The sequence below is a fragment of the Rhodopseudomonas palustris genome (genome assembly GCF_003226555.1).
GTDB classification, from domain to species: domain Bacteria; phylum Pseudomonadota; class Alphaproteobacteria; order Rhizobiales; family Xanthobacteraceae; genus Rhodopseudomonas; species Rhodopseudomonas palustris_I.
Genome location: NZ_QKQS01000023.1, coordinates 1,414,193 through 1,435,574, shown reverse-complemented (window position 1 = coordinate 1,435,574; position 21,382 = coordinate 1,414,193). Strand labels below are relative to the sequence as shown.

20 protein-coding genes, 2 tRNA genes and 1 pseudogene are annotated in these 21,382 nt (G+C 64.3%); 15 read left to right on the top strand and 8 right to left on the bottom strand.

Translation table 11 applies throughout. From position 1 onward, the window contains the following. Positions 1-157: 157 nt before the first annotated feature. From DNX69_RS19195 to DNX69_RS19185, 3 genes are all read left to right on the top strand, one after another. The gene (locus tag DNX69_RS19195; protein ID WP_110787492.1) at positions 158-592 is read left to right on the top strand and encodes a hypothetical protein; all 435 of its coding nucleotides are present in this window, start codon (positions 158-160) and stop codon (positions 590-592) included. An 8-nt stretch (positions 593-600) separates the two neighbouring features. After that, complete coding sequence (locus DNX69_RS19190) at positions 601-945, top strand: c-type cytochrome (RefSeq protein ID WP_110787491.1); 345 nt, start codon at positions 601-603, stop codon at positions 943-945. A gap of 80 nt (positions 946-1,025) precedes the next feature. Next, positions 1,026-2,291 (top strand): acyl-CoA dehydrogenase family protein, encoded by a 1,266-nt coding sequence (locus DNX69_RS19185; RefSeq protein ID WP_110787490.1) that lies wholly within the window; start codon positions 1,026-1,028, stop codon positions 2,289-2,291. Here the strand turns inward: DNX69_RS19185 and DNX69_RS19180 are convergent, their stop codons facing one another. Then, positions 2,292-2,486: a hypothetical protein gene (locus tag DNX69_RS19180; protein WP_110787489.1), complete on the bottom strand. Its 195-nt coding sequence runs from the start codon at positions 2,484-2,486 to the stop codon at positions 2,292-2,294. A gap of 401 nt (positions 2,487-2,887) precedes the next feature. Here DNX69_RS19180 and DNX69_RS19175 point away from each other — a divergent pair, with 401 nt between their 5' ends. The 3 genes from DNX69_RS19175 (at position 2,888) to DNX69_RS19165 (ending at position 7,963) form a co-directional block, all read left to right on the top strand. Beyond that, positions 2,888-3,292, top strand: coding sequence for a hypothetical protein (locus DNX69_RS19175; RefSeq protein WP_110787488.1), 405 nt, complete (start codon positions 2,888-2,890; stop codon positions 3,290-3,292). A gap of 246 nt (positions 3,293-3,538) precedes the next feature. Further along, positions 3,539-6,253, top strand: coding sequence for a bifunctional diguanylate cyclase/phosphodiesterase (locus tag DNX69_RS19170; protein WP_110787487.1), 2,715 nt, complete (start codon positions 3,539-3,541; stop codon positions 6,251-6,253). Positions 6,254-6,370: 117 nt separating this feature from the next. Beyond that, positions 6,371-7,963, top strand: coding sequence for a gamma-glutamyltransferase (locus DNX69_RS19165; protein WP_110787486.1), 1,593 nt, complete (start codon positions 6,371-6,373; stop codon positions 7,961-7,963). A gap of 33 nt (positions 7,964-7,996) precedes the next feature. On the opposite strand, the gene DNX69_RS19160 is transcribed toward DNX69_RS19165, so the two are convergent. Continuing rightward, positions 7,997-8,320 carry a hypothetical protein gene (locus DNX69_RS19160; protein WP_234827006.1) on the bottom strand — a complete coding sequence of 108 codons (324 nt, stop codon included), beginning with the start codon at positions 8,318-8,320 and terminating at the stop codon, positions 7,997-7,999. 314 nt (positions 8,321-8,634) lie between these two features. Here DNX69_RS19160 and DNX69_RS19150 point away from each other — a divergent pair, with 314 nt between their 5' ends. Then, a complete protein-coding gene (locus DNX69_RS19150; RefSeq protein ID WP_110787484.1) occupies positions 8,635-9,048 on the top strand; it encodes a YccF domain-containing protein in 414 nt (137 codons plus the stop codon). Between the two features lie 62 nt (positions 9,049-9,110). Here the strand turns inward: DNX69_RS19150 and DNX69_RS19145 are convergent, their stop codons facing one another. Further along, positions 9,111-9,644, bottom strand: coding sequence for a GNAT family N-acetyltransferase (locus DNX69_RS19145; protein WP_110787483.1), 534 nt, complete (start codon positions 9,642-9,644; stop codon positions 9,111-9,113). A 21-nt stretch (positions 9,645-9,665) separates the two neighbouring features. Between DNX69_RS19145 and DNX69_RS19140 the strand changes: the two genes are divergently transcribed. Both DNX69_RS19140 and DNX69_RS19135 read left to right on the top strand, forming a co-directional pair. Further along, positions 9,666-10,301: a hypothetical protein gene (locus DNX69_RS19140; protein ID WP_207803163.1), complete on the top strand. Its 636-nt coding sequence runs from the start codon at positions 9,666-9,668 to the stop codon at positions 10,299-10,301. Between the two features lie 196 nt (positions 10,302-10,497). Then, positions 10,498-10,574 (top strand) — tRNA-Arg (locus tag DNX69_RS19135). A gap of 97 nt (positions 10,575-10,671) precedes the next feature. Here DNX69_RS19135 and DNX69_RS19130 read toward each other — a convergent pair. Then, a pseudogene (locus DNX69_RS19130) lies at positions 10,672-10,805 on the bottom strand (IS3 family transposase); the annotation flags it as partial. 145 nt (positions 10,806-10,950) lie between these two features. Next, on the bottom strand, positions 10,951-11,364 hold the full coding sequence (gene nikR / locus DNX69_RS19125; protein WP_110787482.1) for a nickel-responsive transcriptional regulator NikR: 414 nt from the start codon (positions 11,362-11,364) through the stop codon (positions 10,951-10,953). 189 nt (positions 11,365-11,553) lie between these two features. Between nikR and DNX69_RS19120 the strand changes: the two genes are divergently transcribed. From DNX69_RS19120 to DNX69_RS19110, 3 genes are all read left to right on the top strand, one after another. After that, entirely contained in the window at positions 11,554-13,725 is a 2,172-nt protein-coding gene (locus DNX69_RS19120) for a TonB-dependent receptor (protein ID WP_110787718.1), read from the top strand. 443 nt (positions 13,726-14,168) lie between these two features. Next, positions 14,169-14,522, top strand: coding sequence for a PRC-barrel domain-containing protein (locus DNX69_RS19115; protein WP_110787481.1), 354 nt, complete (start codon positions 14,169-14,171; stop codon positions 14,520-14,522). Positions 14,523-14,664: 142 nt separating this feature from the next. After that, on the top strand, positions 14,665-16,350 hold the full coding sequence (locus DNX69_RS19110; RefSeq protein ID WP_110787480.1) for an alpha-amylase family protein: 1,686 nt from the start codon (positions 14,665-14,667) through the stop codon (positions 16,348-16,350). Positions 16,351-16,493: 143 nt separating this feature from the next. Here the strand turns inward: DNX69_RS19110 and DNX69_RS19105 are convergent, their stop codons facing one another. After that, positions 16,494-18,110, bottom strand: coding sequence for an alpha-amylase family glycosyl hydrolase (locus DNX69_RS19105; RefSeq protein WP_110787479.1), 1,617 nt, complete (start codon positions 18,108-18,110; stop codon positions 16,494-16,496). 452 nt (positions 18,111-18,562) lie between these two features. Here DNX69_RS19105 and DNX69_RS19100 point away from each other — a divergent pair, with 452 nt between their 5' ends. Continuing rightward, positions 18,563-19,096: a hypothetical protein gene (locus tag DNX69_RS19100; RefSeq protein ID WP_110787478.1), complete on the top strand. Its 534-nt coding sequence runs from the start codon at positions 18,563-18,565 to the stop codon at positions 19,094-19,096. Between the two features lie 280 nt (positions 19,097-19,376). Beyond that, positions 19,377-19,883 (top strand): hypothetical protein, encoded by a 507-nt coding sequence (locus tag DNX69_RS19095; protein WP_110787477.1) that lies wholly within the window; start codon positions 19,377-19,379, stop codon positions 19,881-19,883. 26 nt (positions 19,884-19,909) lie between these two features. Here the strand turns inward: DNX69_RS19095 and DNX69_RS26360 are convergent, their stop codons facing one another. Continuing rightward, entirely contained in the window at positions 19,910-20,059 is a 150-nt protein-coding gene (locus DNX69_RS26360; RefSeq protein ID WP_165825251.1) for a hypothetical protein, read from the bottom strand. 139 nt (positions 20,060-20,198) lie between these two features. After that, positions 20,199-21,188, bottom strand: a complete 990-nt coding sequence (locus tag DNX69_RS19090) for a CAP domain-containing protein (protein ID WP_110787476.1) — start codon at positions 21,186-21,188, stop codon at positions 20,199-20,201. Positions 21,189-21,302: 114 nt separating this feature from the next. Here DNX69_RS19090 and DNX69_RS19085 point away from each other — a divergent pair. Beyond that, a tRNA-Gly gene (locus tag DNX69_RS19085) sits at positions 21,303-21,376 on the top strand. Positions 21,377-21,382: the final 6 nt, after the last annotated feature.

The following is a 21,382-nucleotide window of genomic DNA, read 5'->3' as shown; positions in this document are numbered from 1 at the left end:
CAACCGTATTCCGCACAGCGAACAAACAACTGATTGTGTTGGCTCGGCAGCTTCGACCTCCGGTACTTTCCGAGGGCGTTTTGCTTGATCTATCGCAATGTGATTGCGGGATACTTCAGCGATTGTACCGCCACCGTCAGACATCTTGGAGGGCGAAATGCCTGCCCATAGCCGCCCCTATCCGCTCGTCGACCGGCTGATCGAAACCTTCGCCGACTGGCTGAAGCACCGCCGTGAAGTCGTCGAGATGTGTCAGTTCGATTCCGCTGAATTCGGCCGCATCGCGCACGACCTCGGCGTCACCGCATCCGACCTCGACGAACTGGTCCGACAGGGTCCGCACAAGGTCGAAGAGCTGCCGCAGCTCCTCAAGGTTCTCGGCATCGACGAGGCCGCGATCGCCCGCGCCCAGCCGCTGGTGATGCGCGATCTCGAACGCGTCTGCGCGCTGTGCCGCCACAAGGCCGAGTGCGATCACGACATCGCCGACGGCTCGCTCGCCGAACACTACCAGGCGTATTGCGCCAACAAGGTGACGCTCGACGCGCTGGAAAAGGACTTCCACGTCGCGCCCGGTACCGTCCGTCACTAAGCGCGGCGATGTCGCTCGGGTGGGGCAGATCATTTGCCACTGGATGTCTGATCGTCGCGGTGCTGCTGATGGTTCGGCTGCACCGCGCCGACGCGGTCGCCCCGCAGGACGGTATTTCGACAGGTCATAAGCTCGCCGCCCGATGGTGTGCCGAGTGCCATGCGATCGAGCCGGACGATGCCCGCGACGGCAAAGGTCCGAGCTTCTCCCGGATCGCGAATCTACCCTCGACCACCGCGCTGTCCCTGAACGTGTTCCTACGTTCCAACCACACCGATATGCCGAACTTCATCATCGCACCCGGCGATGCCGCGGAGATCGTGCACTACATCCTCAGCCTCAAGCGCAATTGACGCGGGCGCAGCGACGGCTCGCCCCCGCGCTACCAGCCTCGGCGGAATGTTCCGTCGCCTCTCTCGCCATAGAGCCCTGTATGGATTTCGATCACAGCGACAAGGTGCAACGGCTGCGCGCGCAGCTCTCCGATTTCATGCGTTTCCACGTCGAGCCGGCCAACGTTGCTTGGCATCGCGAGGTGGCGGCCGGGCGCTATCCTCTCGCACTGATCGAACGGCTGAAGTCGAAAGCGTTCTCCGAGGAACTGTGGAATCTGTTTCTGCCGGGTCTGAGCGACGGAGATCCCGGCCAACGCCTGAGCAATGTCGAATACGCACCACTCGCCGAGATCATGGGCAGGGTGCATTGGGCGTCGGAAGTGTTCAACTGCAATGCGCCGGACACCGGCAACATGGAGCTGCTGCATCTGGCGGCAACGCCGGAGCAGCGCAGCCAATGGCTCGATCCGCTGCTGATCGGCGAGATTCGCTCCTGCTTCGCGATGAGCGAGCCGGACGCGGCGTCTTCCGACGCGCGCAACATCCGCACCACGATCCGGCGCGACGGCGACCACTACGTCGTCAACGGCCGCAAATGGTTCATCACCGGGCCGGCGCATCCGAACTGCAAGCTGGCGATCGTGATGGGCGTCTCCAACGACAGCCTGCCGCCGACCTCGCACGAGCGACACTCGATGCTGCTGGTGCCGATGGACACGCCCGGGCTGTCGATCGTCCGCAACATCCCGATCATGCATTATCACTCGCCCGAAGGGCATTGCGAGCTGCTGTTCCGCGATGTCCGGGTGCCGGCCGCCAACCTGCTCGGCGAGGAAGGCAAAGGCTTCCGACTGGCACAGGACCGGCTCGGGCCAGGCCGGGTGCATCATTGCATGCGCACCATTGGCCAATGCGAAGTCGCGCTCGAACTGATGGCGGAACGCGCGCTGGAGCGCGAGGCGTTCGGCAAACACCTCGCCGACTTCGCCAACGTTCAGGACTGGATCGCAGAATCGCGGCTGGAGATCGATCAGGCGCGGCTCTTGGTGATGCAGGCGGCGCACCGGATGGACCGTGCTGGCAACGCCGCAGCGCGGGTCGATGTCTCGGCGATCAAGCTGGTAGCAGCGCGGTTGCAGACACGGGTCGTCGATCGCGCCATGCAGGTGTTCGGGGCGATGGGCCTGACGCCGGATACGCCGTTGTCTTATCTATGGACCTGGGGCCGGGCGATGCGGTTTCTCGACGGGCCGGATGAGGTGCATCTGCGCGTGGTGGCGCGCGCCGAACTGGCCAAGGCGAAAGCGCAGGCCGGCCAAAACGCCCACCACTTCGTTCCGCCGTCGCAGTTGCTGTCGGTGTGATCAGCGCCGCGCCGGCTGCGACATCACCGTGACGATCCAGCGCGGGGTCTCGCCGGTTTTGTCTTCCTTGACGGCATGGACGATGCCGGTGACCGAGGAACCTCCGACCTTCAACGTGGCGGCGCGACCGCTGAACTGCGCGATTCGCGATCGGCGGGCTTCTTTCAGATCCGTGGTTTCGAGCTTCTGCAGCATGGGTATTCTCCCCCTCAGGCTCGACTATTCGCAGTCGTCGTTACGCAGTGATTAAGCTGACCGCTGGTAAGAATACCTGCAGCGCTTGCGACCAAAGACCAAGAGGGCTGCTCCCGCCGCTGGTGAGGCGGCCCGCTGCGACCGCCCGCCGCACGTCATTCAACGTCCGGTGTCAGCAATTCGCCTGACTGGCAGGGCTTTCTCATTTGCCCTATTCAAAATGAGCTGGGAATCGGCGTTTGCCGGTTGTTTCGCGCTCAAGATCGTGGACGCAGTCGAGGATGACGACCTCCGCAGCAGCGTGCGCGTACCTGACCGTCTTTCCATCCCACCCGCGGCGATGCGCGCGTGGACGAACCTGAAAGGGCACCCGCCTCCGCTGGGTGACAATAGGTAAATCAATGCAGTATTGGATCGGTGCTTTTGCAATCGCCCTCGTGGTCGTCATCGGCTACGCCGGCGGTCCTCTCGCCGCCCTCGTCACCATCGCCACCTTCCTCATCGCGCTGTTTCTGTTGTGGGCGCGTGAAATCGGCTTCAAGGGCGCGTGGGAGAAGTTCGGCCTGCAGACCATGAATCCCCCGCTGTGGAAGGCGGAGAACTGGGATCGGTTCAAGCTGATCTTCGTCGACGAGAACAAGATCGTGAAAGCTTGCACCGTTGCGGTAGCGATGATCGCGCTGGCGATGATCCTGCCCCGCAATCTGGTGGCACTGCTGTATCTCGCCGTCGCGGCCTGGGGGGTGTTCGAAGTCTATCGCGCCAACAGCGCCACGGCTCCTCGTCCGGGCACGCCGATCAACTGACCGATAACAATCGGGCGCGCGATCCGCGCGCATGATGTTCAGAAGGCCGGCGGAGCGATCAGCCGGCCTTCTGCCTATGGGATGCCGCCCGTATACGTCGTTCGCCGCCGTTGACGCATCGCGTCTTGTGTGAGCAAGATTGAACAGCTCAGCATCGACCTTGTTGGTCCAGACGAGGCCCGATTCAAGTTTCGCTTACCGTGATTGCTAACCCGCCTCTCATTTGTGGCTGGTAGTTTTCACAGAATGCAGAGCCCCCGCCCCCGAGATCAGGCCCTCGGCCACCTGTCAGACGCCAGCGATCGGCCGTCGCTCGCCGGAGCGCTTCGCCACCGTCCGGTCCTGTGGCTCATTCTGAGCGGCGCGATCCTGATCGCTGGGATAGCCCTCACCACGACCTGGACGGTGAACAATTTCCGTGACCGGGCGCTGCAGAACAGCGAGCGCGAACTGTCCAATACTGCGCTGCTGCTGGCGCTGCATTACGACCGCGAGATCGAAGAATTTCTGGAAATCCAGAACGAGATCGTCGCGATAGCGCGCCAGGCGCAGCAACGATCCGCCGATGCGTTCAGCGGCGGGATGGCGACGCTCGCCGCGCATCAGATGCTGCGGTCCCGCGCCAGGGGCGCCACCGAAATCACCGCGCTGAAGATCTTCGACGCCACCGGCCGGCTGATCAACGCCTCGGACGTGTGGCCGGTGCCGGAGATCTCGATCTCCGAACAAGACTACTTCCGCGAGCACAAAGCAGGGACCACGCAACGGATCACGGTGGCGCTGGAGCACAACGCATTGGCAGGCGGCTGGACCACCGTGCTGGCACAGCGGCTGAACGACGCTCACGGCGAGTTTCTCGGCGTCGTCACCCGCGCACTCACACCGGCGCATTTCGAACGCTTCCTGTCGCAGGTATCGCTGATCGGCGATTCCGCGATCGCCGTGCACCACAGCGACGGCACGCTGCTGACGCGCCATCCTCATGTCGAGGGCATGATCGGCCGCAATTTCCGCGACGGTCCGACTCTACAGCAGGCGCTATTCGACGGCGATACCACTGCGCGATTGACCTCCCCGGTCGACGGCCAGGAGCGTCTGGTGGCCTCGCACGCGCTGAGCGGACTTCCAATCGTGATGGTCGCCACCATGACGACCGAAGATGCGCTGGCGAGCTGGCGCAGCCAGACCAATCTGCTCGTGTCGGTGGCGGTGGTGTCGGCGCTGGTGGTGACGGTGATCCTGCTGCTGATCGTTCATCAGATCTCCAAGCACCATCATGCCACCCAGCGCAAGTTGCTGCTCGACAAGCAACGTCTCGACACCGCAATCAACAACATGTCGCAGGGCCTGCTGCTGTTCGACGCCCAGGCGCGACTGGTGGTATGCAATCAGCGCTATCTCGACATGTACGGGCTGTCGCCGGAGATCGTGAAGCCGGGCTGCAGCCTGCGCGACGTACTGGAGCACCGCAAATCGACCGGCTCGGTGCACGGAGATGTCGACAGCATCGCCACGAACCTCATCGACACACTGTCGAGTCGAAGAATCTCCGAGATCCACAGCATCGGCAGCCGCTCGATCGAATTCTCCAGCGTCCCGGTGCCCGGAGGCGGCTGGGTCATCACCCATGAGGACGTTACCGAGCGCACCCATTACGACGAAAAGATCTCCTATCTGGCGCATTTCGACAGTCTGACAGATCTGCCGAACCGCACCATGTTCCGGCAGAGACTGGAGAATGAACTGCAGCGTGCCGGCCGCGGTGAGCCATTCGCGCTGCTGTACATCGACATCGACGAGTTCAAGAGTATCAACGACACGCTCGGCCATCCGGTCGGCGACGAACTGCTGAAGCAGGTCGCGGTGCGGCTGCGCGATTGTGTGCGCGAGATCGACTTTGTCGCCCGCCTCGGCGGCGACGAATTCGCCGTGATCCAGATCGCGGTCAGTGGCGCCGACGACGCCACCGCGCTGGTCGACCGCATCTACGAGTCGATCCGGCAGCCCTACCAGTGCCTCGGCCATCAACTCTCGACCGATGCGTCGATCGGGATCGCGATCGGACCGCGTGACGGCGCCGATCTCGACCAGTTGGTGAAGAACGCCGATCTGGCGATGTACAGCGCCAAAGCCGAAGGCCGCCGCACCTTTCGGTTCTTCGAGCCGGAGATGGACGCCGCCGCCAAGACCCGCCGGCAGCTCGAATTCGATCTGCGCAGCGCGATCGCCGAGCACGGCTTCGAAATCCATTATCAGCCGCTGGTCGATCTCCGCAGCGGCGCAATCACCGGCTGCGAGGCGCTGCTACGCTGGCGGCATCCGACCCGCGGCATGATCTCGCCGGCCGAGTTCATTCCGATCGCCGAAGACACCGGCCTGATCAACGAGATCGGCGCCTGGACGCTGGCGACCGCCTGTTCCGAGGCGGCGAAATGGGATTCCGACATCACGCTCGCGGTGAACATCTCGCCGGTGCAATTCCGCCAGCCGTCGCTGGCGCTGCTGGTCGCTTCCGTGCTGGGCGCGGCCGGGCTGCCGGCGGAACGGCTCGAACTCGAAATCACCGAGGCGGTCCTGATTCACGACGACGACGCGGCGCTGAACACGCTGACGCAGCTTCGAGGGCTCGGTGTCAAAATCTCGCTCGACGATTTCGGCACCGGCTATTCGTCGCTGAGCTATCTGCAGCGCTTCCCGTTCGACAAGATCAAGATCGATCGCAGCTTCATCGACGTGATCGACACCACCGAAGGCTCCACGGCGATCGTGCAGGCGGTGGTCAATATCGCGGCGGCGCGCCGCATGACGACCACCGCAGAGGGGGTCGAAACCCCGCGCCAACGCGAGATCCTGAGCACGCTCGGCTGCACCCAGATGCAAGGCTGGCTGTTCAGCCCGGCGGTCCCCGCCACCGCCTTCCGCAAGTTGCTCGACTCGCACCCTTCAACCTGCGCTGCCTGAGCGGCATGGCTGCTTCTGCGTCGTAGCAGCGGCGCGCGGCAGGCCCTAGACTGACCGGGCGCCGACGGCTGCCGTCGGTCCCCCCGCCCGTAGTCTCATCTCAGCGAAAGCCTCCGCATGACCGACCAGTTCAGCCATCTGCAGCAGATTCGTAAGCCGGCGATTACCGCCAAGGGCGGCATCGTCGCGGCGCAGTCGCGCCGAGCCGCCGAGATCGGCGCCGACGTGCTGGCCGCGGGCGGCGACTGCATCGACGCGGTGATCGCCACCACCTTCGCGCTCGGCGTGCTCGAACCGTGGATGAGCGGCATCGGCGGCGGCGGCGCGATGGTGCTGTATCGCGCCAAGGAAGACCGCACCGAGGTGATCGACTACGGCATGCGGGCGCCGCAGAGCCTGCGCGTCCAGGACTATCCGCTGACCGGCGCCGGCGCGGCGTCCGATCTGTTTCCGTGGCCGCGGGTCAAGGACGACCGCAACATCCACGGCCCGGCCGCGGTCGCGGTGCCGGGCGTGGTCGCCGGCATGGAAGAGGCACATAGCCGCTACGCGAAGCTGCCGTGGCGCGACCTGGTGGCGCCCAGCATCGCGCTCGCCGGCGACGGGCTTTCGATCGACTGGTGGACCACGCTGATGATCGGCAGCGTCGCGGCCGATCTGCGGCGCTACCAGGCCAGCGCCGCGTCGTATCTGGTCGACGGGCTGCCGCCGCACGCGCCGTGGGGCATCAAGTCGAACGTCGTCCTGCCGCAGGACCGGCTGCAGGCGACGCTGGCCCAGCTCGCCGAACAAGGACCGCGCGACTTCTACGAAGGCGATTTGGCACGCAGCCTCGCCGCCGATATCCAGGCCGCAGGCGGCACGCTGTCGGTCGAGGATCTGGCCGGCTTCCGCGCCCATCTGCGACAACCGCTGACGATCCCGTATCGCGGTGGCCAGGTGTTCGCGACGCCGGAGCTGACCGCCGGGCCGACGCTAGCGCATACGCTGCGAGTTCTCGGCGACAGCCTGACGCCCAGCGGCAATCAACCGAACGCCGATGCCTACGCCGCCTATGCGCGCGCGCTGCAATCGGCCTATGCCGAGCGGCTGCGTGACATGGGCGACGCCGACGGCCGCCGCGCCCTCGGCGCCGAGCATCTGGCGCCGGCCTGCACCACGCATTTCTCGGTGGTCGATCGCGACGGCAACATGGCGGCGGTGACGCAGACTCTGCTGTCGACCTTCGGCTCGAAATTCGAAACGCCGCACACCGGCATCATGATGAACAACGGCATCATGTGGTTCGATCCGGAGCCGGATCGGCCGAACTCGCTGGCGCCGGGCAAGCGCTGCCTGACCAACTACACTCCGGTGCTGGCGGCAGCGCCCGACGGCCGCAGGCTGGCGCTTGGCGCCTCCGGCGGCCGCCGCATTCTGCCGGCGGTGGCGCAGATCCTGTCGTTCGTGATCGACTACGGCATGGACCTCGACGCCGCGATCCACCAGCCGCGGATCGACGCCAGCGAAGGCGAGGTGGTGATCGGCGACGTGCGCCTGCCGCTGGCGACGCGCGAGGCGCTCCGCAGCCAATTCGATTACGAAGAAGCGCGGGTGCAGACCTTCCCGATGAAATTCGCCTGCCCGAGCGTGGTGCTGCGGCACGGCGCCAGCAACAGCGGCGCGACCGAAATCGCCCAGCCGTGGGGCGATGCGGTGGCGGAAGGCTGAGGCGCGCCGCGCGTCAGGCCGCTGGGGGCCGGCTCAGGCGGATACTGCCTCCTGGGCCGGCTGTCGCCGCGTAGAGCGTCCACGCGCATCGTCGAAACCACGCCCCGATGCGGCCGCCGGCCGTCGCGGCCCGATCAGATCCGGCATCGCGACGACGTCCGCCGTCGCCAGCGCGCGATACGCCGCCACATGCGCGTCGAGTTGCGCCAGACCGAGCGCGCCGCCGTCTTCGCCGGCGACCGTCACGTCCCAGCCTTCGCTCTCCCAGATCCGCGCCTTGGCGAGCGCGATCAGCGCGCTGTCGCGCACGCAGCGCATCTTCTCGTCGCCTCGAACGGCCGTGATGGTGTAAGGCAAGCGTCGGCTCCTTATGCAGCGAACGATCCACCATAGCCGACCGCTTTGACCGCAATCCGCCGCCATCATGGCGATTTCGAGCTGCGGGAACCGGGTGTGGACAACTCGATGTTCGTCGAGAAGCAGCCCTCGCCGCCGATGATTGCGCAGCGCATCTTTCGGGTGAACGACACGCCGATCACATGCGGCTTTTCTCCCGCGCCGCGTCCTTCTAAATTCGCCACCTGACTTCGAGCCGCCGAAGCAGCCATTTTCGAAGTGCAGATCCTGATCGAAGTACGGATCTGATCGTTGCGAACCCCAAGGAGCTCACGATGTCTCCCGTATCGCTCGTCCTGAATATCCTCTGGATCGCGCTCGGCGGCTTCTGGATGGCGGTCGGGTGGGCGGTCGCGGCGGTGATCATGGCGATCACCATCATCGGACTGCCGTGGGCGCGCGCGGCGTTCAGTATCGGGGTCTACACGCTGTTTCCGTTCGGCCAGACCGCGGTGCCACGGGAGACCGTCACCGGACGCGAAGACATCGGCACCGGACCGCTCGGGGTGATCGGCAATGTGATCTGGCTGGTACTCGCAGGCTGGTGGCTCGCGATCGGACACGTCGTCACCGCCGTGCTGCTCGCCGTGACGATCATCGGCATTCCGTTCGCCTGGGCCCACCTGAAGCTGGCCGCCATCGCGCTTTGGCCGATCGGCAAGGTGATCGTGCCGATCGACCAATATTAGTGCGAGCAGACAAGGCGAGGAATGCAGCGCCGGTTGACAGCCTCACGGCATGAGTTTTCCACTCACGGCCTTGCTTCCCATTCCTTTCGAAGGATCGCGTACTGCATCGTGTTTTCGTAGATCGGAACCCCGTTGTCGTCGGCCTTGAACGACACGAACTCCACGAACAGCCCCTCCTGGCGCATCCCCAGTCTTTCACACAGACGTCGCGACGCCGTGTTGTGATCCTCGACATAGGCATAGAGACGACGAGCGCCTCCGGCAGCGAACAGATGCGCGAACAAAGCTCGGGCGGCCTCGAAAGCGAACCCCTGTCCACCGAAGTCCGGGTTGAGATTCCACCCGACCGAAACCGTATCGTCCTCGGGCACGGCGAACAGATCGCCGATCAGCCGACCTGAAGTCTTCAGGCAGACGGCGATGTGCTCGTCGCTCCGGCTGCGGTCTTCGGCCTCGGCCCGCGCGGCGCCGATGTCCTCCAGTTTCAGCGAAAGGAAGCAACTCGCCCTCGGTTCGCGCAAATAAGCGTAAAGGTCGGCCGCATCCTCGATCCGAAAATTCCGCAGGATCAGCCGGTCTGTTTCAATCGCGTCCATGCAACCTCTCTCGTGTGGTCCATGATCCTGCCTGACGAATCCGGCCAAAACAGCGCGCTGGCGCCCGGCTGCCGGATCTTCATCCTGTTCACCGCGATGCGTGCGCTGGGCGCGACCATCGGCACCCGCGGCGCAATCCGCCGCATCATTTCGAGGTTTCGTCGCATGCCCAGCTCACGCCCTGTCGTCCCCGCACTTCTGATCGCGTCCGCGCTGAATCTGGCGCTGATGGTGCCCGGCGGCTTCGTCGAAACCCGCGACTTCAGCGCCTATCCGGCGATGGTGCTGGGCGCGTTCAACGTGTTTCTGACCGTGCTCGGCCTGGGAAGCCTGGTGCTCGCCTATCTCGTTATCAGAACCGGCAGAGCATATGGCTGGGCTGGACTTGCCGGGCTCGCTTTCGTCGCCGTCTATCTGCTCGACCTCGGCCGCATCTTCCCGGTGACGCCCAATCCGATGTCGACGCTGCTGGCGACGCTGGAATGGATCGGCACAGCGCTCGGCGCCGCCTTGGCGGTTTCATCTGTGGTGCTGCGCGGCGCGGCGGGCACCGCATCCCCGGCCAAGCTGGCGCCGCCGATGCCGATCGTGCTCGGCCTCGTCGTCGTGGCATTGATCATCGTGGCTTTTGCCACCAAGTCGGCCATGGGCGTCTAGATTGCAAAGCGGCACGAGGAGCCGCCCAACCACAAACGACCCGCAGCCGCGCACGATCGATCGCCATCGGCGGAATTCGGCGCATCCGACGCGATTCGAACATGCGACCGCCATCCGAGGCGCTTACCCTTTGAAAAAATATCGCTTTTCTCCCCCGTTGCCGATCCGACTGCGATCGGCTACAGGAACGGGGCACGCACCCGTAGCTCAGCTGGATAGAGCGTTGCCCTCCGAAGGCAAAGGTCACACGTTCGAATCGTGTCGGGTGCGCCACTTCTAGACACATGAAACTACTCAAGTTTCGCGTCGACGCACCGCGCTCTCCAACTTCCCAAGAGAGCCCGTTCGTCACGTCGAGCTCCGCCGTGCCAAAATAGGCGCTGGCCTTGCGCAGGATCTCGTTGGCCTGCCAGACCTCGCGGTTCTCCGTTCCTGCGCCTTGGCAGCGATCGAGGTCACCGCCGCCCAGCGCGAGGAATGCTCGCCAGCGTAATTCAACACCATCCGAACCGCTCGCTCGCGTGCCTCGGATGAAAACTTGGTCGTCGTCGTACTCGTCGTGGCTCCATCTTCTCAAGATCTGGAGCCTCCAGCAAACCCGAGCGGCGAAGCCACTCGGTGTGATCGAACTATCGCATCTCTTTAGCTATCAGTCTCTATCCTCCGGCTCCGCCGGAATCGTCACCAGCCTTCCATAGCGGACGCCGCGTTCGGCGAAGATGTGGTCGGCGAAGTGCTGCAGCTCGCTGGCGTTGCCGTCGAGGATCGTCACTTCGAGGCACTGATCGTGGTCGAGATGCACGTGCATCGTGGCGCGCGACAGATCGTGGTGATGGTGGAAGCTCTGGGTCAGCTTGCGCGGCAGGTCGCGCTTGGAGTGATCGTAGGTGTAGACCATCGCGCCGACGCAATGCCCGCTGGTGGTCTCCGCCGCGGTCTGCTGGATGCCGATCCGCGCCAGATCGCGGATCGCCTCGGAACGGTTCTGGTAGCCGCGCGCCGCGATGATCGCGTCGAGCTTCTCCATCAGGTCGTCGTCGAGCGTGATGGTGACGCGGTGCATCGATAGTCCCCCTCTGGTGGTTACCACGTTGTCAGTATGAAGTTTCATTGACTTTGTCATACTGGCCGGGCAGGCTGCGGTCGTGGGCGCTCTGCCGGGACCGCCTGCGATAACAGATTCAGGGTGGGCGCGTCTTGCAGCGATGCAGGACTCGAGGGGGTGTGCGTGGCCAGGGTCCGGCGAGAGATGATGCGCGGCTGTGCGGCCGGCTGCATCGTGTTGAGTTTTACTGTGGTGACGGGGTTGGCGCGAGCCGAGCAGGCGCTGCCGCAGGTCACGATCGATGCCCCGGGCGCGGCGAAGCCGAAGCCGAAGCGGCACCACGCCCGCGAGGCGACCTCACGACAAGGCCGGGCAGTCCCGACACCGACACCGGGCGCCTCTTCGTCTTCGGCAGCCCCAGGCGCGGGCCAGGCCTCCGCACCCCTGAGCGCGCCGCAAAATCAGGCTGCAAGCAGCCGCGTCATCACCGGGGCCGAGATCAACGCCCTGCCGTTCATGCGGCCTGGCGAGGCGCTGGAAGCCGCGCCCGGACTGGTCGTCACCCAGCATTCCGGCGAAGGCAAAGCCAACCAGTATTTCCTGCGCGGCTTCAATCTCGACCACGGCACCGATCTCGCCATCACCATCGACGGCATGCCGGTGAACATGCCGACCCATGGCCACGGCCAGGGCTATGCCGACGTCAACTTTCTGATCCCCGAGCTGATCGGCAGCATGACGGTGCGTAAGGGGCCGTATTTCGCCGACGTCGGCGACTTCGGCTCGGCCGGCGCGCTCGGGATCGAATATCTGCGGGCGATGCCCAAGACCCTCGCCGAAGTCACGATCGGCAGTTTCGGCTATCGCCGGCTGCTCGGCGCCGGCTCGACCCGCGTGGGCGACGGCACCTGGCTCGCGGCGTTCGAAGCCAACACCTACAACGGCCCGTGGGACGTGCCGGACAACGTCCGCAAGCTGAACGGCGTCGTCCGCTACAGCCAAGGCACCACGACCGACGGCTTCTCGCTCACCGGCATGGCCTATTCCAACCGCTGGACCTCGACCGATCAGGTGGCGCAGCGCGCAATCGACCAGGGCCTGATCGGCCGCGACGGCTCGCTCGATCCGACCGACGGCGGCATCTCCAGCCGCTACAGCCTGTCCGGCCGGTTCGCGAAATCGAGCGACATCGGCCAGACCGACATCAGTGCCTATGTGATCCACTCGTCGCTGCAGCTCTACAACAACTTCACCTATTTCCTCGACGATCCGGTGAACGGCGACCAGTTCAACCAGCGCGACCGCCGCACGGTGCTCGGCCTGAACGGAACGCAGCGCTTCGACTATCGGTTTGCCGGCCTGCCGGTGGAGACCCGGGTCGGACTGCAGACGCGCTCCGACCGCATCAATGTCGGCCTCAACAAGACCTTCCAACGAGACTGGCTGTCGACGGTGCGCGCCGACGATGTCTCCGAGCAATCGCTCGGGCTGTGGACCGACACCACCGTGCGCTGGACCGATTGGCTGCGCACCACCGCCGGCGTGCGGCAGGACTATTTCTCCGGGCGCGTGATCAGCGATAATCCGGCGAACTCGGGCAACGCCTCGGCATCGATGACCAGCCCGAAGGCCGGCATCGTGCTCGGTCCCTGGGCCAGCACCGAATTTTACGGCAACGCCGGCACCGGGCTGCACAGCAACGACATCCGCGGCGCCACCATCACGGTCGATCCCAACACCGGCGATCCGGTCAATCGCGTGCCGCTGCTGGTGCGCTCCAAGGGCGCCGAGCTCGGCATCCGTAACAAATCGATCCCCGGGCTGACGACGTCACTCGCCGTATTCGTGCTCGATTTCGACTCCGAACTCCTGTTCGTCGGCGACGCCGGCACCACCGAAGCGAGCCGGCCGAGCCGCCGGGTCGGCGTCGAATGGACCAGCCAGTATCGCCCACTCTCGTGGCTCGGGCTCGATCTCGACGTGGCATACACGCGCGCACGATTCACCGACTTCGATCCAGCCGGCGATTTCATCCCCGGCGCGCCGGCCTGGGTGGCGAGCGCCGGCCTCACGCTCGGCGAGCAGCGCGGCTGGTTCGGTGCGCTGAAGGGGCGTTATTTCGGCCCGCGGCCGCTGATCGAGGACGACAGCGTGCGCTCGCTGTCGTCGCTGATCTTCAACGCCCGCGCCGGTTATCGCTTCGACAACGGTGTGCGGGTTCAGCTCGACGTTCTGAACCTGTTCAACGCCAAGACCAACCAGATCGAATACTACTATTTGTCGCGGCTGCCGGGCGAGCCGCTGGGCGGCGTAGACGACCGCCATGTCCATCCGATGGAACCGCTGGCGGTACGGCTGACGTTGGCGGGCACGTTCTGATCGAGCAATCTCTGTGCCTCGCATACAGCGCAGCGACATGCGGGCCTCATCCGAGAGAACCCGGATTTCGCTTCATTCCATCTGAGCCATCGATGATCCAAAACGACAAACGCGCGCCGGCGTGTGAACGCCGACGCGCGCCTCGTAACTCGCTGGTTCCCAGGCGCTGCGAGACGCCTCGGCCGAGCGGCTCACTGCCTATGCATCACTTCCGGCGAGCGGGTCTCGTGCCCGCCGCAACGATGCTCAGTCAGCCAACCTCAGCGGGCGTCCCCAGCGAGGTGACAGCGTTTCGAGTGAGACACTGGACCACCTCCTTTCGTTGTTTCCGATGAAGAGAGGATAAGTACGATTCTGCCGTTTGTGAAGAGGCGATGACGCGGGCTCGGACACGGAACAGGTTTCCGATCCGCTCGTTGGTTTTGCTTCACAGGGAGACCAGCATGAACCCAGAAGCCAACGAAACCCTCAAGCTGATCGGCAGCGACAAGGTGCAGGGAACCGCGGTGTACGGGCCGGACGGCGAAAAGATCGGTTCGATCGAGCGCGTGATGATCGAGAAGGTCAGCGGCCGGGTGTCCTACGCGGTGCTGTCGTTCGGCGGCTTCCTCGGCATCGGCGACGACCATTATCCACTGCCCTGGCCCGCGCTGAAGTACAATGTCGATCTGGGGGGCTATCAGGTGATGGTCACGGTGGATCAGCTCGAGCGCGCGCCGAAATACGGCCGCGGCTCCGAATGGGACTGGCGAGGCGCCCGCGAGGTCGACGATTACTACGGCGTCGCCCTGACCTGATTGCAACGACGTCAGCCTGTCCGTCGTTGCGAGCGGAGCGAAGCAATCCAAACGCGCTGTACGCGAGCGTGCTGGATTGCCTCGTCGCTTTCGCTCCTTGCAATGACATGCCCTCCGCCTCCTCCCAAGCCGCCGAGCCCCTATGATCGACGACCTCTGGTACAAAAACGGCGTGATCTACTGCCTCTCGGTGGCGACCTATATGGACGCCAATGGGGATGGAATCGGTGACTTCAAAGGCCTGACGCGGCGGCTGGATTATCTGCACGGGCTCGGAGTCACCGCGATCTGGCTGATGCCGTTCCAGCCGTCGCCCTATCGCGACGACGGCTACGACATCTCCGACTATTACGGCGTCGATCCGCGCTATGGCACGCTCGGCGACTTCGTCGAATTCACCCACGGGTGCAAGCAGCGCGGCATGCGGGTGATCATCGACCTCGTGGTCAATCACACTTCCGACCAGCACCCCTGGTTCAAGCAGGCCCGCACCGATCCGAACTCGCCTTATCGCGACTGGTACGTGTGGTCGGACAAGAAGCCCGCACACGCCGACCAGGGCATGGTGTTTCCGGGCGTGCAGAAGACCACCTGGACTCACGATAAGCAGGCCAAGGCTTGGTACTTCCACCGGTTCTACGATTTTCAGCCCGACCTTAACACTGCCAATCCCTATGTGCAGGAAGAGATCCTGAAGATCATGGGGTTCTGGATTCAGCTCGGTGTCTCCGGCTTCCGGATGGACGCGGTGCCGTTCGTGATTGCCACCAAGGGCCCGAAGGCCAAGAAGCCGGTCGAGCAATTCGACATGCTGCGGACCTTCCGGGAATTCCTGCAATGGCGCAAAGGCGACGCCATCATCCTGGCCGAAGCCAACGTCCGACCCGAAGACGATCTGCACTATTTCGGTGACGACGGCGAACGCATGCACATGATGTTCAACTTCCATGTGAACCAGCATCTATTTTACGCCCTCGCCGCCGCCGACACAGGCCCGCTGGCGAAAGCGCTCACCGACACCAAGCCGCGCCCGGCAACCGCGCAATGGGGGCTATTCCTGCGCAACCACGACGAGCTGGATCTCGGACGGCTGACCAAGTCGCAACGTCAGACGGTGTTCGAGAGATTCGGTCCGGACAAGAATATGCAGCTCTACGACCGTGGCATCCGGCGGCGGCTGGCGCCGATGCTCGGCGGCGACCAGCGACGGCTTGAGCTCGCCTACAGCCTGATGATGACGCTGCCGGGCACACCAGTGATCCGCTACGGCGACGAGATCGCGATGGGCGACGACCTGTCGCTGCCGGAGCGCCGCTGCGCGCGAACGCCGATGCAATGGTCGACCGAGCCGCACGGTGGCTTCACCGGGAGCGACAAGCCGGAGATCCCGGTGATCGATCACGGCGCCTACGGTTTCGAGCACGTCAACGTCGCCCAGCAGCGCCGCGATCCCGGTTCGATGCTGAACTGGACCGAGCGAATCATCCGGATGCGCAAAGAAGTGCCGGAGATCGGCTGGGGCGACTTCAAGGTGATCGCCGCGCGCGATCCCGCCGTCCTGATCCTCCGCTATGACTGGCGAAACAATTCGGTGCTGTTCGTGCACAATCTCGACGAGCAGCCGCGCGAGGTGTCATTCGCAGTGGGATTACCCGACGATGCCGGCGACACCTTGATCGATCTGCTCGGCGACAATCACAGTCATGCTGCGCGCGGCCGGCACAAGTTGCTGATCGAGGGCTACGGCTATCGCTGGTTCCGGGTCGGCGGCCTCGATTATCTGCTCCGCCGCACCGAGGTCGATGGCGGCGGACGCTCAAAGACCTGAACCAAAGGTGGTCTCTCCGATCGTCATTGCGAGGCGAAGCCGACCAAACAATCCAACGCTTCAGTGCGCGAAGCCCTGGATTGTCTTGCTTCGCTCGCAATGACGGAGAAACTGTCGGACGAGGTCGGGCGCTGCTCAGCCGGTTACACCACTTCCTCCGGCGCCCGGCCGACGATGATGCCTTCATTGCCGCGCAGATCGAGCGTCGCACCGACGCGTTCGCTGGCGCGGTCGAGCATGGTGGACAGCAGCACTTCGCCGTCGAGCCCGATCGCGTCGGACGCGACCGAGATCGGATCTGGACCCAGATTGAGCGCCACCAGCACCGACTGCCCTTGATGGTGCCGGCGATACAACAGCAGATCGCCTTCCGCGGCGAGCGGCTGATAATTTCCGAGTGACAGCTGCGGCAGTTCGCGCCGCAGCCGAAGCAATGCGCGATACAGATTGAGGATCGACTGCGCGTCTGCGCGGAGATTGGCGGCACAGTCCTGGGTGGCATCAGGCGCCAGCGGCAGCCATGGCCGGGCGTCGGAGAACCCGGCGTTGGCCGAAGCGTCCCACTGCATCGGCGTGCGGCAGCCGTCGCGGCCCACGCCGATGCCCGGCACGTTCTTTTCGAACGGGTCCTGTACGTCCTCAGGCGCGATCTCGACCTGCTCCATGCCGAGTTCATCGCCGTAATACATCGTGGGGGTGCCGCGCAACGTCAGCAGCAGCATCGCGGCAACGCGCGCCTGCGCCGGACCAACCCGGCTCGCCACCCGCGGCCGATCGTGATTGCCCAGCACCCAATTCGGCCATGCACCGGAGGGAAGCGCCTGCTCGTAACGATCGATCAGCGCGGCGATCTCGCGGGCGTGCCACTGGGTCGACAACAGCGCAAAGTTGAACGGCAGCTGCGCGCCCTTCAGCTCCGCACCGTAATACGCGACCAACCGTTCAATCGGCAGATAGATCTCGCCGATCAGGAGGCGATGATCGAACTCTTCGATCACGCTGCGCAATTCGGCCACCACATCCAGCGTCTCTGGCCGATCGGCGGAGTAGATCGGAATCAGCGCGGCGTGCGGCGGCATGCCCGGCCTGAAATCCGGATTGGGCGGATTGTCGCGAAATTGATCGTCCTTGATCAGGTGCCAGATCACGTCCACGCGAAATCCATCGACACCCTTGCGAAGCCAGAACCGCATCGCCTCATAGATCGCGGCACGCACCTCCGGATTGCGCCAATTGAGGTCGGGCTGCTGCTTCAGGAAGGCGTGATAGTAGTACTGCCCGGTCGCTTCATCGTACTCCCAGCCGCTGCCGCCGAATTCAGACAGCCAATTGGTCGGCGGCCCGCCATCCGGCGCCGGATCGCGCCAGATGTACCAATCACGCTTGGGATTGTCGCGAGACGACCGGCTCTCGATGAACCAGGGATGCTGGTCGGAGGAGTGGTTCGGCACCAGATCGAGGATGACCTTGAGCCCGCGGGCGTGCGCGGTGAGCACCAGCGCATCGAAATCGTCCATCGTGCCGAAGATCGGATCGATGCCGACATAATCGGCGACGTCGTAGCCGAAGTCCGCCATCGGTGATGGAAAGATCGGCGACAGCCAGATCGCATCGACGCCGAGGTCGGACAGATAGCCCAGCCGATCGATGATGCCGCGCAGATCGCCGATGCCGTCGTCGTTGCTGTCCTGAAACGAGCGCGGATAGATCTGATACAACACCCCCGCCGCCCACCACGACGCGCTCGCAACACTTTCCATTCACCTGTCTCCCGTGTCGGTCTCAGACGCGACAGGGCGCCGCTTTGTTCCGGGCGCTGTCGAATCGGTGGCTGCCGTCGTGGCACGCTGACGCGTCAACGGCGTGAAACGGTGGGGTTGTGCGGCGGGCGGCTTGAATAGTCCGTGCGGCCTCCAAACGCTTCGCGGCTCACCGCGGCCCCTGCCCGTCTTGCGACACATACCCTGCTACCGATCAACGCATTCGTGAACCGATGAATCGGGCGAAGACCAATGAACTGTCTTGATCGCAAGTGATTATTTACTGCAAACGAGCAGGTTCTGCTGCGGCGCGATGCTGCCGGTAACCTGATACTTGAAACGACTTGCCGCGCTGCAAAATTATGCCAAGCTGGGAACCGGTTTCGATTGTTGGGAATTGTCGGTCAAAGACTGAAATTCGCGCTAATACTTGGCTATAGAGGAAGGTAGGAATGACGCAGATCATCAAACTGTACCAGGACGCAGCTAAGGCGCAGGCGGCCGTCGCGGAGCTGAAGGCCGCCTCGTTCAGCAACGCCCAGATCGTCTCCAGCGACAAGAACGGCACCGTGGTGACGGTCGACCCGCCGTTCGGCAAGGGTGGCCAAGCGGACGCGATCCTCAACCGCCACGGCGCGATCCGCGACGTATCCGGCCATCACGGCAGCAGCGCCTCGCTGGTGGATTCGTCGACCCGCTTGACCGGCGCGCCGCGGCTGACCGAGTCCCGTACCACCCTCGGCGGGATCTTCCCCGAGCTGACCAGCCCGAACTTCTTCTTGTCGTCGATGTTCGGCCCGTTGCTGTCGGCGTCGCAGAAGCCCTGGTCGTCGCTGGCGTCGAGCCAGAAGCCGTGGTCGTCCTTGACCAAGAACCAGGATGCCTGGTCGTCGCTCGCCAGCAATCAGAAGGCCTCGGCCCAGCTCATCAACAGCCCGGCCCCGTTCTCCTCGATGCTCGGCTTGCCGGTGCTGGCCGGTCACTAGTCGGCGGTTGCCATCATTTTTGCGACAACAAAGGCGCCGGGCATTGCTCGGCGCCTTCATTTTGCGCTGCGGCAATCTTGAATTGAGCTAGAAATAGCTTGCACCGCTCTGCCGGTTCCGGAATCAATCGATTAGTTCCGGGAGTAACCATGCGATCGCCGTGCGCCGAGCTCAGCGTCCAAGTTACAGCGCCAGCGTGCGCAGGCAACAGCGCGCATAGATTCCGCTCGACAGTCCAGGTGGTCCACTCAGCCAAGTCTGCTCGCACGGAGCAAACCTGATGCTGGAGCTCAGCCTGATCGGTTTTGTCGGTGTCGTAGTAGTGTATGGCGCCGTACTGTGGTGGATGGGCCGGAACGGCGACGTGTTGTACGGCGATTTCGTCACCCCGGCGGAAGGCACTGCGCCGTTCGCGACGGCCGAGCAGATGCCCCAGCCATCACGGCGGCGGACAAATGATGCGCCCGCACCGCCTGCCCGGCCGGCAAAGTCTCCGATCAGGGCCCGTGCTTTACTGAGACAACCGGCCCCATCGGCAACGAACAGCAAGCCTCTTTCCGGCAGCGCTTCTTCCGGCAGCGCTTCGCTGCAAGCGCCCCGCATGCCGCTCACTTCACCGTCCCTCGCCGTCGACACAGAAAAGCCCCGGCCTCTACTCGGCGCGGTCGACGCACCTGCACGTAATGACGCACCTGCACGCAATAGCGTACCTGCGCGCACCGACGTGCTGATTTCGCTGCTCGAGACAATCAAGCACGACTTGAGCAACGCGGCCGGAAAACCCTGATACCGGCCGCGAACTCGACCACACGATCAGTCGTGGTGCGACACCGCGCGGACTTTGGCGTGGTGATGCTCACCTTCGTGACCACTCGCGATTACTACGCCGAACAGGATCAGCACCGTCGACGCCGCGGCCGCAGCCAACAGCAGGATGTCGAACGTCATCATGGTGCTCGTCATAGCCGTATCCCCCTGCAATGGAGCAGTAACCGAGCTTCGCGCCGATCAGGGGGCGTGGCGTTGACGCCGATCAACCGCAGCCACCTCCGATCATCAGAATTGCGCCGGATGCAGGGCGGCTGACGAGAACCGAGATCCTTCAACGATGCTTGCCAAGCACCGCCAGCGCAACCTTACGGCCGCGGCCATCGACCTGCAGGGCAAAACCGAGATAGGTGAGCTCGGGATCGAGCAGACGCTGCTGATATTGCGGATTGTCGAGCCACTGCCGCCGAAACGCCCGTAGATCCGCAGCCGTCGCCTCGGCGCCGCACCCGCCGCAGGCCTCTGCAATCACGCCGATCGATCGAAAGCTGCGCCGTTGATCGGCCGGCAGGTTCTGGAACGCATCGCCGTCCTTCAGCTCGATGCCATCGGAGCTCTCCGGCGGCATCATGGCGGTCGCAACCTCGGTCAGCGCGCGGCTCGGCTGTAGCGGCCCGGCTCCTTTCGCCTTGCGTGCGCGGTTGATCAGATCGGTCATGCGCGGCAGCACTTGATCCTCGGCGAGCACCTGCGGCTTGTCGTCCGGACTCGAGCCGCGCGGCGTGCCTGCACCCGCAAATGTCTGAACGCCGTACAGGCCCTGCTCCCCGTCGTCGACGAGACCGTAGCCAAAACGATCCAGTCCCTCGCGCAAGATGTTCTCGCGATGGTGTGGGCTGTTCATCCAGCCTTGCTGAAGCTGCTCGACGGTGCCGGTGGTCGCCGGCGGCCGACAGCCGGCACAACGGGCGATATTCTCCGCCACCAGCCGCCAGCGGCTGCCGCCCGCCGCGATGTAACGGTCCTGGACGTCGTTGCCCTCCGGCGAGTTGTGCGAGTAGTAGTTGCGCTTGAACATGTCGTCGGCGTGACGCTGCGCCGCGTCGTTCAGCGCTTCACCAAGCTGCAGCGGCGACAGCCCATGCTGCTGGCGGGCGGCGTTGACGAGTTCGAGCGCGCGCTGCCGGAGCTGGTCGATATCTTCCGGAGCTTCGGCCGAAGCGGGTGCGGCGATCAGCGTCGCCGCAACGGCTGCGAGCGCCAGCCAGCCGCCAGCGGAAGCGGAACAGACACGACACAATTGAGCGCGGATCGGATCGAGCATCGCCGGACCAATCCAGCCGGATAGGCTTCGTTCCTCCCGCGGCACCGATAGGCCTTGGCGGGACGGACAGTCTCGGCTAGATCAATAACTGTCCGGCGAAAGCCGCGACCCGGCGCGGGCGTAGTTCAATGGTAGAACGGCAGCTTCCCAAGCTGCATACGAGGGTTCGATTCCCTTCGCCCGCTCCAGTCGCG